The 12,802-nt window shown below is 75.7% G+C and carries 15 protein-coding genes; 12 read left to right on the forward strand and 3 right to left on the reverse strand.

What is annotated here, in order from left to right; all coding sequences use genetic code 11:
* The first annotated feature begins 80 nt into the window (after positions 1-80).
* On the forward strand, positions 81-1,112 hold the full coding sequence (locus MA879_RS07095; RefSeq protein ID WP_248124491.1) for a 6-phosphofructokinase: 1,032 nt from the start codon (positions 81-83) through the stop codon (positions 1,110-1,112).
* Positions 1,113-1,179: 67 nt separating this feature from the next.
* On the opposite strand, the gene ygfZ is transcribed toward MA879_RS07095, so the two are convergent.
* From ygfZ to MA879_RS07110, 3 genes are all read right to left on the reverse strand, one after another.
* Positions 1,180-2,370, reverse strand: a complete 1,191-nt coding sequence (gene ygfZ, locus MA879_RS07100) for a CAF17-like 4Fe-4S cluster assembly/insertion protein YgfZ (RefSeq protein ID WP_418001227.1) — start codon at positions 2,368-2,370, stop codon at positions 1,180-1,182.
* On the reverse strand, positions 2,367-3,047 hold the full coding sequence (locus MA879_RS07105; protein ID WP_248124494.1) for a nitrobindin family protein: 681 nt from the start codon (positions 3,045-3,047) through the stop codon (positions 2,367-2,369). Before MA879_RS07105 ends, ygfZ begins: the two co-directional genes overlap by 4 nt.
* 185 nt (positions 3,048-3,232) lie before the next feature.
* Complete coding sequence (locus MA879_RS07110) at positions 3,233-4,039, reverse strand: hypothetical protein (RefSeq protein WP_248124722.1); 807 nt, start codon at positions 4,037-4,039, stop codon at positions 3,233-3,235.
* Between the two features lie 94 nt (positions 4,040-4,133).
* On the opposite strand from MA879_RS07110, the gene MA879_RS07115 reads away from it, so the two are divergent.
* The 11 genes from MA879_RS07115 (at position 4,134) to MA879_RS07165 (ending at position 12,800) form a co-directional block, all read left to right on the forward strand.
* On the forward strand, positions 4,134-4,838 hold the full coding sequence (locus MA879_RS07115) for a winged helix-turn-helix domain-containing protein (protein WP_248124496.1): 705 nt from the start codon (positions 4,134-4,136) through the stop codon (positions 4,836-4,838).
* Positions 4,839-4,847: 9 nt separating this feature from the next.
* Positions 4,848-5,783 carry a mycothiol synthase gene (gene mshD, locus MA879_RS07120; protein ID WP_248124498.1) on the forward strand — a complete coding sequence of 312 codons (936 nt, stop codon included), beginning with the start codon at positions 4,848-4,850 and terminating at the stop codon, positions 5,781-5,783.
* A 101-nt stretch (positions 5,784-5,884) separates the two neighbouring features.
* The gene (locus MA879_RS07125; protein ID WP_248124499.1) at positions 5,885-6,898 is read left to right on the forward strand and encodes an NUDIX hydrolase; all 1,014 of its coding nucleotides are present in this window, start codon (positions 5,885-5,887) and stop codon (positions 6,896-6,898) included.
* Between the two features lie 65 nt (positions 6,899-6,963).
* Positions 6,964-7,320: a GNAT family N-acetyltransferase gene (locus tag MA879_RS07130; protein WP_248124500.1), complete on the forward strand. Its 357-nt coding sequence runs from the start codon at positions 6,964-6,966 to the stop codon at positions 7,318-7,320.
* A gap of 108 nt (positions 7,321-7,428) precedes the next feature.
* Positions 7,429-9,354 (forward strand): hypothetical protein, encoded by a 1,926-nt coding sequence (locus MA879_RS07135; RefSeq protein WP_248124501.1) that lies wholly within the window; start codon positions 7,429-7,431, stop codon positions 9,352-9,354.
* Complete coding sequence (locus MA879_RS07140; protein ID WP_248124508.1) at positions 9,351-9,728, forward strand: GntR family transcriptional regulator; 378 nt, start codon at positions 9,351-9,353, stop codon at positions 9,726-9,728. The genes MA879_RS07135 and MA879_RS07140 overlap by 4 nt, the downstream gene beginning before the upstream one ends.
* An 83-nt stretch (positions 9,729-9,811) precedes the next feature.
* Positions 9,812-10,786, forward strand: coding sequence for a hypothetical protein (locus MA879_RS07145; protein WP_248124510.1), 975 nt, complete (start codon positions 9,812-9,814; stop codon positions 10,784-10,786).
* Complete coding sequence (locus MA879_RS07150) at positions 10,783-11,187, forward strand: GntR family transcriptional regulator (protein WP_248124520.1); 405 nt, start codon at positions 10,783-10,785, stop codon at positions 11,185-11,187. The genes MA879_RS07145 and MA879_RS07150 overlap by 4 nt, the downstream gene beginning before the upstream one ends.
* Position 11,188: 1 nt before the next feature.
* A complete protein-coding gene (locus tag MA879_RS07155; protein ID WP_335342041.1) occupies positions 11,189-12,019 on the forward strand; it encodes a thymidylate synthase in 831 nt (276 codons plus the stop codon).
* A gap of 38 nt (positions 12,020-12,057) precedes the next feature.
* A complete protein-coding gene (locus MA879_RS07160; RefSeq protein ID WP_248124522.1) occupies positions 12,058-12,582 on the forward strand; it encodes a dihydrofolate reductase in 525 nt (174 codons plus the stop codon).
* A complete protein-coding gene (locus tag MA879_RS07165) occupies positions 12,579-12,800 on the forward strand; it encodes an NF038396 family protein (protein WP_248124525.1) in 222 nt (73 codons plus the stop codon). The genes MA879_RS07160 and MA879_RS07165 overlap by 4 nt, the downstream gene beginning before the upstream one ends.
* Positions 12,801-12,802 lie beyond the last annotated feature (2 nt).

Genomic DNA, 12,802 nt, shown 5'->3' on the forward strand with positions numbered 1-12,802 from the left:
CCCGCGCCCGGCCTGGCTAGGGTGGGGCGCGGGCGGCCCTCAGCCCCCCTCCCCCGCACCCGCAACCAGGAGGAACACCCATGCGCGTCGGACTGCTCACCTCGGGCGGCGACTGCCCCGGCCTGAACGCCGTGATCCGAGCGGCCGTGCTCCACGGCATCAAGACCCATGACATGGAGATGGTGGGCGTCCGCAACGGCTGGGCCGGCATCATCCACAAGGACGTCGAGGAGCTGCCCCGCACCCGCGTCCGCGGTCTCGCCCGCACCGGCGGCACCATCCTGGGAACGTCCCGCACCCACCCGTACGACGCCGACGGCGGCGGCCCGGAGAACCTGCGGCGCAACCTCACGGAGCTGGAGATCGACGCCGTCATCGCCATCGGCGGTGAAGGCACCCTGGCCGGGGCGAACCGCCTGGCCCAGGACGGCCTGCCGGTGGTGGGCGTCCCGAAGACGATCGACAACGACCTGCAGGGCACCGACTACACGTTCGGCTTCGACACCGCCGTGCAGATCGCCACGGACTCGATGGACCGGCTGCGCACCACGGGCGAGTCCCATCACCGCTGCATGGTGGCCGAGGTCATGGGCCGACACGTGGGCTGGATCGCCCTGCACTCCGGCATGGCCGCGGGAGCCCACGCGATCCTCATCCCCGAGGTGCGCACCCCCATGGAGCAGGTGGCCGAGTGGGTCACCCAGGTGCACGACAAGGGCCGCTCGCCGCTCGTGGTGGTGGCGGAGGGCTTCGTCCCCGAGGGCCACGACGATCCGCTGTCCGACGCCGGAGTGGAGGCCTCGGGCCGTCCGCGGCTCGGCGGGATCGGCGAGTGGGTGACCCGGGAGATCGAGACCATGACCGGGATCGAGACCCGCAACACCGTGCTGGGCCACATCCAGCGCGGAGGCGCGCCGACCGCCACCGACCGCGTGCTGTCCACGCGCTTCGGCATGGGGGCCGTGGACCTCGTGGCGGAACGGCGCTGGGGCCAGATGGTGGCCGCGAACGGCACGGAGATCATCTCGATCCCCATGCGCGCCGCGCTCAGGGGCCTCAAGTCCGTCCCGCAGGCGCGCTACGACGAGGCGAAGGTCCTCTTCGGCCGCTGAACGGCGGCCCCGTCGCGCCCGGACGGAGCGCGCCGGCGACGGCCCCCGGCCGGTCCGGCGTCGGAGTTCAGGCGCGGCCGGAGAGGCCGCGGGGGCGTCCGACGACCTGTCCGGCCTCGGGTGACACCAGCGGCGCCTGGGCCGCCGCGATCCACGCCGGCTCGCCGGCCTGAGCGGCGTCCTCCCGGACGAGCAGCTCCGCCATCACGGGCACCGCGCGCTTGAGCAGGGCCAGGGCCAGAGCGCCGGCCTCATGATGCTGGGCCGCGCTGGTGACGGCCCCGACCGGACGGGCCCGCTCCCGGGCCTCCGTGGTGTCCGGGTCCGGTCGCACGATCACGGACGCGCCGTGAGCCGGCAGCGCGTGGGAGGAGCCGTCCAGCAGCAGCTGGGTGAGCCGGCGCGGCGGACGGCCGAGGTTGTGGACCCGCGCCACGGTCTCCTGGCCGCGGTAGCACCCCTTCTCCAGGTGCACGGCGGTGCGGAGGAGGTCCAGCTCGTGGGGGATGGTGCGCTCGTCGCCGTCGACGGCGGGGCGGGGACGGCCCGCCTCGATCCGCAGCGCCTCGGCGGCCAGGGCACCGGCGAGGCCCCACCCGGCCAGCTCCCCCGTGCCGAGGCGTCCGACGGTCTCCACCAGGTCGGCGTGCGTGACCAGATACTCCCGCCAGGACCAGTCGGCGCCGGGATGGGCGGCGGGGTCGGGGTCCGCGGTGTATGCCCAGCCGCCGGCGTCGATGTGCGGCCAGGGGTCCACCCAGACGGTGCGGTCCTCCCACCCCGGCACGGGGGCCGTGGCGCCGACGACGGCGACGGCGCCCGAGTGGTCCCGCAGCGTCACCCGATGGGAGAAGACCATGGACCGCAGCCACGACGCCAGTGTGGCGGCGTGGGCTGCGTCGGCGATCAACCAGGTGGCGGCGCCGTCCTCGAGCAGATGCACCGCGGCCTCGATGCGGCCGTTGGCGTCCAGGAGGAGGGTCTCGGTGCTGGAGCCCGCCGAGCGTCCCGCGAGGTGCTGGCTGCCGAGCGTGTGCAGCCAGGTCAGCCGGTCCGGGCCGGACACCGAGAGGACCGCCCGAGTGGACAGGTCCACGAGGGATCGGCCGCGGGCGAGGGAACGCTGCTCCGGCAGCGGGCGGCCGTAGTGGGCAGCCACGCCTGCGTCCTGGCCCTCGGCCTCGACGGCGCCGTGGGCAGGCCCCCCCGGGGCGGCGGCCGGGCCGTCCAGCAGCGGGCTGCGCCGGGGGCCCCTCACGAGGACTGCTCCGGGCTCTGCCCGCGCTCTCCCCGGGGACGGGGCGCACCCGGGGCGAGCCGGCCCTCCGACGGATCCGGCATGCGGTCGAGGATCGCGGAGGCGTGCGCGTCCAGGGGGCCGGTCTCGGCGGGCGAGGAGTCCCACCGCCAGAAGAGCTGGCCGTTGACCAGGCCCGCCATGCGGGTGGCGCGGGCGTACTCGCCGGCGGCGGAGCCGCGCAGGAGGGAGTCGGCGACGATCTGCACCTGGGGGCCCTTGATCCGTCCGTAGTACAGCTCCGCAAGGGACCCGGGGTGGGTGATCGTGGCCGTGATGCGGAAGGCGTCGTCCCCGCCGCGCAGCCCCTCGACGTCCTCGGCGGAGCGGTAGGCGGGCACGATCCCGGCCGGAACCATGCCCGGGCCCACATCACCGTCCTGCCGGGGCCGGTCCACCTGCCAGAAGCCGGACTCCACCGTGAGCGGGCGCAGCAGGGTGCCGTCCGCCTCGCACAGCCAGGACTCGGCCCGGTACTCGAGGAAGGGCAGGCCGTGCTCGGCGAAGTCGACGCGCTGGTAGAAGATCTCGGTCCCCTCCGTGCCGTCGCCGAGACGGCCCTGCCCCTCCCAGCTGCCGATCAGCCAGGACAGCGGGGCGAGCTCGGGTGTGAGGTCGTACGGGAGTTCAGTGGCCATGGGAGATCACGGCGCGGCCCCGCGGGGCCGCGCTGCTCAGCGCTGGCCCTTGAAGAGGCCACCGATGACGACGGCCGCGACCGCCGCCATGCCGAGGCCGGCGAGGACGACGAGGCAGAGGAAGAAGATCTCGAGAGCGACAAGGGAGTCCATGGCCCGCATCCTACCCGCCGGGCGACGGCGGGTCAGGCCAGGAAGCCCAGCATGACGTGGCCCACGACCCCTGCCGCGCCGACCGGCGCCATCGCGAGGGCGTAGCCCGCGCGTCGGGGCCGCAGCGTGGTGCCCACGGGCCGGTCCTCCGGCCGGGGCCGGCTGGTGGGCGCCGTGGCGGCGGTCAGCGCCACGAGGGTGGCTGCTCCCAGTGCCGCCACCAGGTGGACGGCGGCCACCCCGGTGGACGCCCCGACGAGCACGGAGACCAGCCACGCGACGAGCCCGCTGGAGGGGATCATCACGAGCGCCAGCGCGCGGGGACGGCCCTGCATCCACGGGGTCAGCCCGACGAGCGCCGTGCCGGCGACCGCGAGCGCGAGCGTCACCGTCAGGCCGGCGACGCGCGGCACCTCGGCATAGCGGGCCAGCGGCACCCAGCAGGCGGCGCACAGGCACAGCAGCACGCCGCCCATGGTGGCGACGGTGGACTCGAGCCGAAGTGGGCGGCCCGTGCCGCGCACGAGCTGGACCACGAAGGCGGCCATGGTGCCCCACGCCATCAGGACGGCCAACGGCTCGAACAGCGCCCAGGACTGCCGCAGGCCGTCGTCGCCACGGGGCCAGGCGAGCATGACCGCGACCCCCAGCACGCCCGCCGTGAACAGGGTGGCACTCAGGGACACGCGGGCCGGCGCGCCCATCTGCCGGGGCCATCCCCAGGCGATGACGGCGATCACGGCCACGACGGCGACGGCGGCGGGAGCGGGGCCCAGCAGCGCCGCCCCGCCGAGCACGAGGGCGGCGAGGGCGGCGCTCAGGGCCATGGTCAGACGCATCACGACCTCCATCCTGCCAGGGCACCGAACGAGGCTATGCTCGGCGACGACGCCCACGCGCGTCGTGGAGCCGTGGACCGGGGAGAGGAGCGGGATGACCCGTCTGCTCATGCTCACCCGGGCGGCCCGCGCCGTCGAGGTGCTGCCCGCCCTCGACCTGCTCACCCACGAGGTGCGCGTGGCGCAGCCCCGCGCCGCCCTGGTCCCCGCCCATCCCGATGTCGAGGCGGTCCTCCTCGACGCCACCGCGGCCCTGGCGGACGCGCGGACGGTGGCCCGGGACGTGTCCACGCTGTGCCCGCAGGTGCCCGTCCTGGCCGTCCTGACCGAGGGGGCCCTGACGGCGGTCGGACCGGAGTGGTCCCTGGCCGACGTCGTGCTGGCCTCCGCCGGACCCGCCGAGGTGGATGCCCGCATCCGACTCCTGCGCGTCCCCGGCGCGGGCCCGGCCCCGGCCCCGGACGACCGGCCCTTGACGGCGGGCGGTCTCGAGGTGGACGCGGCAGGCTATCGGGCCCGCGTGGACGGGCGCTCCCTGAACCTGACCTTCCGGGAGTTCGAGCTGCTCAAGCACCTCGTGCAGAGTCCCGGCCGGGTGTTCACGCGGGAGCAGCTGCTCCAGGAGGTGTGGGGCTACGACTACTTCGGGGGCACCCGCACCGTGGACGTGCATGTGCGACGTCTGCGCGCCAAGCTCGGCGCAGATCACGAGCAGCTGATCGTGACGGTCCGCAACGTGGGCTACCGGTTCGCCCCGCGGGGCGATGCCGGCGAGGCCGCGGCCGGCTCCCCCACCTAGGCTGTCGGCATGCCTGAGACCTCCGCCTCCCCCGCCGTGCACGTCCCGCGCCCCGACGAGACCCCGGCCGTCCTGGCCCTCGCCGACCGGGCCCACGCCGCGGACGGGCACCCGCCGCTGAACGACCAGACCCGTGCCGTGCTCGCCCGGGGCGGCCAGCGCTGGTGGGGGGTCACCCGCGACGCCGACGGGACGCTGACGGGGGCGGCCGCCCTGGTGCCCGAGGCGGCGGAGGACGGGCCCGGCGTCGTGGAGCTGGCCGTGGACCCGGCGCACCGGCGTGCGGGACTGGGGGGCGCGCTCGCCGCGGCCGCCGCCCGAGCCGTCCGGGAGCGCGACGAGGGTGCGGAGACCAGTGCGTGGGCGCACGGGGACCTGCCCGGGTCCGGGACGCTGGCCCGACGGCACGGTCTGGCTCCGGTGCGAGAGCTGCGGCGGATGCGGATCGACGCGGGCGGGCTCACCGCCCTGCCGCCGGCCGCGCTGCCGGCGGGCGTGCGGATCCGGCCGTTCACGCCGGGTCGGGACGAGGGGACGTGGCTGGAGGTCAACGCCGCCGCCTTCGCCGACCACCCGGAGCAGGGCTCCCTGACCCGCGAGGACCTCGAGGCCCGCATGGCCCAACCGTGGTTCTCGGCGGAGGGGCTGCTGCTGGCCGAAGAGGAGGACGGCACGGCCCTGGGCTACCACTGGACCAAGGTCACCGACGACGCCGGCGGGGAGCTGGAGGGCGAGGTGTACGCCGTGGGGGTGGCCCCGGCCGCGCAGGGACGCGGGCTCGGACGGACGCTCACTCTGGCCGGGCTGCACCACATGGCGGAGCGGTCGGTGGCCGGCGTCGACCTGTACGTGGACGCGGACAACGTCCCGGCCGTGCGGCTGTACGACTCCCTGGGCTTCGTGGTCGCCGCGGCGGACGTCCAGTACCGGCGCGCGGCGAGATGACCCCCCGGTAGGCGGGGGCGGGATCGCCGACCACGCCCGATATCCTTGTCCCGCCCCTCCCCGGCGCCGGCCGGGACCCGCGCTGGAGGAACCGCTCGCTGATGCCCACCGACTCCCCTGACCGCACGGCCGCCTGGTCCACGCACGACCGCGCCGTGACCGGTCCCGCCGCCGAGGTCCTGGCCGCCGGCATGCTCCCCTGGCGGCAGGGCGCCGACGGGCTCCAGGTCATGGTGATCCACCGCCCCCGCTACGACGACTGGTCCTGGCCGAAGGGCAAGCTGGACCCGGGTGAGACCCTGCCCGAGTGCGCGGTGCGTGAGCTCGCGGAGGAGGTGCGCCTCGACCTGCGGCCGGGCGTCCCCCTGGCGGTCACCGCGTACACCCTGCCCACCCGCAAGGGCAGGGGGGAGCAGTCCAAGGAGGTCTGGTACTGGGCCGCCGAGGTGGTGGGGCAGCGGGCCGTGCCGGACGGGGACGAAGTGGACGAGGCCCGCTGGGTGTCCCCGGACGCGGCGCGGCGCATGCTGACGAACGAGTCGGACGCGGAGCCCCTCGACGTCCTCGTGGACCTGCACCGACGCGGCCGGCTGCGCACCACTCCCCTGCTGGTGCTGCGCCATGCCAAGGCCAAACCCCGATCCTCATGGTCGCGGGCCGAGCAGGAGCGTCCGCTGGCCGCCACCGGACGACGCCAGGCGCTGGCGGTCCGGGACCTGGTGGGCGTGTGGGCGCCCGAGCGCCTCGTCTCCTCGCCCTGGAGACGCTGCGTGGAGACCCTCGCCCCGGTGGTGAAGGACACCCGCCTGCCGCTGAAGACGAGGTCCGCGTTCACCGAGACGACGGCACGGGAGAAGCCCAAGAAGACCCGGCGCGCCATGCGCGATCTGCTCAGCCGCCGCCAGCCGCTCGTCGTGTGCGTGCACCGGCCCGTGATCCCCGTGCTCCTGGCCGAGATCGACGGATGGGCGGCCCGGCCGGCCGGTGACGTGCTGCGGGCCCTGCCCCGCGAGGACCCCCACCTGCGACCCGGCGGCGTGCTGGTGCTCCACCAGGCCGTCGACGCGGACGGTGCGGTGGTGGCCGTCGAGGTCTACGACCCCTGGGACGACTGACGCCCGGCCCCGCGGCCGGTCCCGGGGGCGTTGAGCGCGTGCGACCCCGCCCCTAGGCTCGGGTCATGGACACCGCATCGACGCAGCAGCCCGAGAAGATCGTCCACGAGCGCCTCGCCGTGACCCGCGACCCCGACCGCGGCCGGTTCGAGATGCGCCAGGACAGCCGTTTCATCGGCTTCCTCGGGTACACCCAGGAGGAGGTCCCCGCGGCCGGCGGCGGCGAGGACGAGACCGTGGTCCGCCTGCAGCACACCATCATCGACGAGGCCCACAGCCGCCAGGGCTACGCGCGCGCCCTGGTGACGATCGTGCTGGACCGGCTGCGCGCCGAGGGCGAGTACATCTCCCCCGAGTGCTCGTACGTCGAGGACTACCTGCGCCGCTACCCCGAGTACCGGGACATGGTGCGCGAGATCTGAGCCGCTCCACGGGTGGCGCTGTGACCCCCCTCTTCTCTTTGTACTGAGCGGGCGGTACATTCGGCGACACCGGACGCCGTCGGTGTCCCCGTCCCCGGAGGCGCCCGCATGTTCAGCGTCAGTCCCCTCGAAGCCCTCGTCCTGCTCGCGCCCGTCGGCCTCGGGCTCGCCGTCCTCTATGCCCTGCTGCGCTGGTTCGCCTGGACCCCGCGCGGCGTCAGTCCGGTGGGCTCGGCGCGCGTCCACGGCCTCGTGGTGGCGCTCATCGCCTTCCTGGTGAGCTGCTCCCCGCAGCAGGAGCCCGCCGACGGCGTCCTCGACGCCGGCGTCGACCGGCCGGCGCCGGACGGCCCGGGGGCCGTGGTGCTGGACCCGGCGGTCACCCGCGTGGCCGGGGTCGAGGCCCTGCCGTTCCCCGAGCCGGCGCTCTGGCCCCTCCTGGCAGCCCTGGCTCCGGCGGGGCTGTTCCTGCTGGTCTGGTGGATCGGCCAGCACACGTGGCCCCGGTCCACGGGTCCCGTCCGGCAGGGACGCCTCACCGCGCTCGAACTCCGGGACGTCCTGCCCCGCGCATTGACGTGGACGTGCGCCGCGGCGACCCTCGCGTCCGCCGGCGCCGTCGCGGCCCTGGCGGCCTCCGGCCTGCCGGCCGTCCCCGCGCGGCGCATCACCATGGAGGTGGACGTCGCCCAGGCCGGGAACGCGCTCCCTGCGGGGCCGGCCGAGTGGCAGACCCAGGTGGTCGCCGTCGACGGCGCGCAGTCCGCCGCCGCGACGTCCGGGCTGCTCGCCGTGGTGCTCCTCGGGTGGGTGGCCGCGACGGCGCTGGCGGTTCGTGCCGTGCTGCGCCGTCCCGTCCTCGCGGGGCTGCACCCCGCCACGGACCTGGCCGTGCGGCGCGTGGCGGTCAACCGGATCCTGCGGACCGCCCTCGTGGCGGTCGTGGGCACCGGCCTCGGCGTCGTGTGGACGTGGGACCGCCTGGAGCGCACCGCCCGCGGCCACGCCCTCGACCCCACCGGGGAGCGATGGCCGGAGGCGTCCCAGGCGGTCGCCGGCGTCTCGACGTCGGTCTCCTCCCTCGCGCTCCCCGCCGTGGGACTGATGATCGTGACGCTGATCGCGGCCGCACTGTGGCGCTCCCCCGCACTGGCCGTCCTCGCCGAGGCCCCCGGCGTGGCCGGTGCCGACGGGCGGCCCTGGACGCCTGCCCCGTCCGCAGCCCCGGGCACGGCGCGGGCCGTCCGGGCGCTGCGGGATCGCGAGGGCATGACGGCGCTCTCCCTCACGCTCCTGAGCACCCTGGTCCTGTCCACGGGCGACTTCCCGCTGCCGGCCGAGGACGGCCCGGTGTCGCAGACGACGGCGGCAGCACTGGTCACGACGGGACCGTTCCTGCTGGGCATGGTCGTGCTGGCGGTCGCCGAGGCGCGCGTGCGCCGCGACCACGCCGCCCCCGTCCCCGCGGGCCCGGGAGTGAAGGCGGCGTCCCGGTGGCGCCGGGTCCTGCTGGCGCTGGCCGCCGTCGTGGCCGTGCCGGCGGCCGCATGGACGGCCCACCACCAGCTGCCCCTGGTCATCGGCCACGTCCAGGCGCGCGGGGTGGACGCGGCGGCCACCGCCGGCATGCTCCTGCCCGTGGCGGTGGTGACACTGCTCGCCCTCGCGGCCGCGCACGCGGCGGGGTGCCGCGGTCCGCTGACCCGGGCCGACGCCGTCGAGGACGCGGTGCTGCGCCGCTCGGCCGTGAACCGGTTCCTGGCCCTGGGCACCGGCGCCGTGGTCGCGTTCGCCGGTCAGGCCTGGCCGCTGCTGCACCACGCCCGTGTGCTGGCTGCCGGCTCGCCGGGATGGGCGACGGGCGAGACGTGGCAGCAGCCCTGGCTCCTGCTCGGGCTGGGCCTGCTCCTCGCCTTCCTGCCCGGGACGTCCGTGGACCCGCGCAGCGGCCGGACTGTGGGAGAGGAGCCGTCCCGGGCGGAGGTCGAGGCCCACCGGACGGACGAGCCCTCGGCGACGGAGTCGGCCGCATGACCGCAGACGCGGGGGCCGCGCTCGAGGTGGACCTGCGCTCCCCCGTCCCGCCGTTCGAGCAGCTGCGCGCGCAGATCGCCGACCGCGTGGCCCAGGGCGTCCTGACGCCCGGCACCCGCCTGCCCCCGGTCCGGTCGCTGGCCGCGGACCTGGGGCTGGCGGTCGGCACCGTGGCGCGGGCCTACAAGGAGCTGGAGGGCGACGGCGTCGTGGTGACCGCCGGGCGACGCGGGACCGTGGTGGCGCCGGCACCGCCGACCGCGAGCGCGGACGCGGTGGACGCCGCGGTGGCGCGTGCGGTGGCCCTCGCGCGCGGGGCCGGCTGGGACCGCAGTCGCGTGCTCGAGGCCGTGGAGCGGGCATGGGAGGGCTGAAGGGACCCCTGGCAGGTGTATCGGGGTATTGATACAGTGACACGCGTCGGGAGAGGCCCGACCCCGTCCTCCCAGAGGCCCGCATGACCGGATTCGCCCTCATCATCCTGCTCTCCGCCGCCGTCGCCGTGGTGGCCGTCTACGCGGTGATTCGCGCTACGACCGCCCTGCCCTCCGACATCCTGCGCGCCGTGCGGATCCACGGGCTCGTCACCGCCGTGGCCGCCCTGGTCTTCACGGTGTTCGCCGGCGGCCTCGACCAGCTGATCCACAGCACCATGCCCGCGGACCCGCACGCCGCACCGGCGGTGCACGCCGGCGGGTGGATGACCGACGAGGTGAACCTCTGGACCGCGTGGAGTCCGTGGCTGCCGGCCCTCGCGGGACCGCTCCTCGTGGCGGCCGTCCACGTGGTAGGACAGCTGACCTTCCCCGAGCCTCGCGGCGGGGTGCGGCGGGCGTCGCTGGCACCTCGGTCCGCCGGCAGGCTGGTGCCGCGAGGCCCCGCCGTCGGCGCTGTGGTGCTGACGGCGGCGCTGGTGGCGGTGCTCGCCGTGCTGGCCGCCGAGCCGAGCACGCCGATGCTCATCGAGCCGGAGGAGCAGTGGGGCGCCCCCGACCCGGATGTGCTCGCCCATCACGCCACCGCCGCGGGCGTCGAGCTGCTGCCCTGGTTCGCGCTGGCCTGGGCGGCCACCCTGGCGGCCGTCCTCGCCGGGGTGACCGCCACCGCTCGGCGGCGGGCCGTCGAGGGGCTCACCCCGGAGCAGGACCGGGCCGCCCGCGAGGTCGCCGCGCACCGGATGCTGCGCACGGGCCTGTGGATGCTGTGGCTGTTGATCGTCGCCGCCGCCAACGCGGTCATCGCCTCCCGCGCCGCCCGGGACGTCCTCGCCCGGTTCGTTCCGGACCACCCGTCCGCCCTGCCGCTGGGTGACACCGTCCGCGTGGTCGAGGCCCTCGGCGCCGCGGGCCCGTGGCTCACCCTCGCCGTCGTGGTGGGGCTGCTGCTCTGGCGGCCCCGGGCGCTGCGGGTGCTGCGGACGGACCGGCCGTGAGCGGCCCGGGCCCCACCCCGGCGCGTGAGCCGGCACTGGAGGTGGACCTGCGCTCGGCCGTGCCGCCGTTCGAGCAGATCCGGGCCGGCGTCACGGCCCTCGTGCAGGCCGGGCACCTGGCGCCGGGCGCCCCCCTGCCGTCGGTGCGCGCCCTGGCCCAAGACCTCGGGATCGCGCCGGGCACCGTGGCGCGCGCGTACCGACAGTTGGAGGCGGCCGGCGTCGTGCGGACCCTCCGCGGCCGCGGCACCCGCGTGGCGGACGCCCCGCCCACCCCCGCCGCGGACGAGGTGCGGGCGGCGCTGGCCCAGGCCGTGCGCGCCGCCGTCGCCGCAGGCTGGGACGCCGACCGGATCCACAGCGCGGTCCGGGAGGAGCTGGACGCCCGCCGTCCTGACTAGAGTGGCGCGGGTGAGCATCCCCACCCCCTACGAGGACCTCCTCGCCGACGTGATGGCCCACGGGGCCGTGACCGAGGACCGCACGGGCACTGGCACGCGCAGCGTGTTCGGCCGGCAGCTGCGCTTCGACCTCGCCGAGTCCTTCCCGCTGATCACCACCAAGCGGGTCCACTTCCGCTCTGTGGCCCTTGAGCTGCTGTGGTTCCTGCGCGGCGACTCCAACGTCCGGTGGCTGCAGGAGCGCGGCGTGAGCATCTGGGACGAGTGGGCGGACGAGGACGGCGAGCTGGGCCCCGTGTACGGCGTCCAGTGGCGCTCGTGGCCGACGCCGGACGGCGGGAGCGTCGACCAGATCGCGAAGGTCGTCGAGTCGCTGCGGACGACCCCGCACTCCCGCCGGCACATCGTGACCGCGTGGAACCCGGCCGAGGTGGACGAGATGGCCCTGCCGCCCTGCCATGCCCTCTTCCAGTTCCACGTCACCCCGGGCGAGGACGGCGCCCCCGGCCGCCTGTCCTGCCAGCTCTACCAGCGGTCGGCGGACCTCTTCCTCGGCGTACCGTTCAACATCGCCTCCTACGCCCTGCTCACCGTCATGATGGCGGAGCAGACGGGCCTGACCCCCGGTGAGCTGATCTGGACCGGCGGGGACTGCCACATCTACGCGAACCACGAGGACCAGGTGGGCGAGCAGCTCACGCGCGAGCCGTTCCCGTATCCGCGGCTGCGCCTGCGACGGACCCCGGCGACGGTCTTCGACTACGAGTACGAGGACATCGAGCTGGTCGACTACCGCCACCACCCGGCCATCGCGGCCCCGGTGGCCGTCTGATGGGCGCCCTCGACGCCGCGCCACGCCAGACCGTCGGTATGATCTGGGCGCAGACCCCCGATCGAGTCATCGGGCGGGACGGGACCATGCCGTGGCACCTGCCCGAGGACCTGGCCCACTTCAAGGAGCACACCCTCGGGCACCCCGTGATCATGGGTCGCCGCACGTGGGAGTCCTTCCCGGAGCGGTTCCGTCCCCTGCCCGGCCGGACGAACATCGTGGTCTCCCGCACCCTCACCGCACCGGTGGAGGACGGGCCCGACGGGCGGACCGCGGGCGCCGTCGTCGTCCCCGACTTCGGGGCGGCCCTGGCCGCCGCGGACGAGGCGGACGGCCTGGACCTGGTGTGGATCATCGGCGGGGCCAGCCTCTACGAGCAGGCCCTCGACGTGGCCACCCTCGCGGAGGTCACGGTGATCGACACCGAGGCCGAGGGCGACACCCACGCCCCCGTGCTGGACGAGCGGTGGCGCCTCACCGGGGCGGACCCGGAGCCGGGCGGCTGGCACACGGCCGCGAACGGGCTGCGGCATCGCTTCGAACGCTGGGAGAGGGACGCATGAACGACGGCGGTCCCGGCCTGCTCACCCCGCAGGCCCTGACGTTCCTGGCGCTCGTGGCGTTCCCGGTGCTCGCGTTCGCGTGCGCCGTGCTGGGCCTGATCCTCGTGCTGCAGGGGAAGACGGTGGGCGGTCTGGTGTTCCTGCTGGTCCTCACGCAGCTGTGCGCGCTGGGCGGTCTGCTCGCCTGGAACCGGCGGGAGAAGTCCCGCGGCCGCTGACG

The organism is Micrococcus lacusdianchii (assembly GCF_023155805.1).
Classification (GTDB): domain Bacteria; phylum Actinomycetota; class Actinomycetes; order Actinomycetales; family Micrococcaceae; genus Micrococcus; species Micrococcus lacusdianchii.

Coding starts and splice junctions, on each gene's coding strand:
- MA879_RS07160 (WP_248124522.1), top strand. CDS start 12,058: ATGATCTGGGCGCAGACCCCCGATCGAGTCATCGGGCGGGACGGGACC.
- MA879_RS07110 (WP_248124722.1), bottom strand. CDS start 4,039: ATGCGTCTGACCATGGCCCTGAGCGCCGCCCTCGCCGCCCTCGTGCTC.
- MA879_RS07125 (WP_248124499.1), top strand. CDS start 5,885: ATGCCCACCGACTCCCCTGACCGCACGGCCGCCTGGTCCACGCACGAC.
- mshD (WP_248124498.1), top strand. CDS start 4,848: ATGCCTGAGACCTCCGCCTCCCCCGCCGTGCACGTCCCGCGCCCCGAC.
- MA879_RS07165 (WP_248124525.1), top strand. CDS start 12,579: ATGAACGACGGCGGTCCCGGCCTGCTCACCCCGCAGGCCCTGACGTTC.
- MA879_RS07145 (WP_248124510.1), top strand. CDS start 9,812: ATGACCGGATTCGCCCTCATCATCCTGCTCTCCGCCGCCGTCGCCGTG.
- MA879_RS07115 (WP_248124496.1), top strand. CDS start 4,134: ATGACCCGTCTGCTCATGCTCACCCGGGCGGCCCGCGCCGTCGAGGTG.
- MA879_RS07105 (WP_248124494.1), bottom strand. CDS start 3,047: ATGGCCACTGAACTCCCGTACGACCTCACACCCGAGCTCGCCCCGCTG.
- MA879_RS07135 (WP_248124501.1), top strand. CDS start 7,429: ATGTTCAGCGTCAGTCCCCTCGAAGCCCTCGTCCTGCTCGCGCCCGTC.
- MA879_RS07130 (WP_248124500.1), top strand. CDS start 6,964: ATGGACACCGCATCGACGCAGCAGCCCGAGAAGATCGTCCACGAGCGC.
- MA879_RS07140 (WP_248124508.1), top strand. CDS start 9,351: ATGACCGCAGACGCGGGGGCCGCGCTCGAGGTGGACCTGCGCTCCCCC.
- MA879_RS07095 (WP_248124491.1), top strand. CDS start 81: ATGCGCGTCGGACTGCTCACCTCGGGCGGCGACTGCCCCGGCCTGAAC.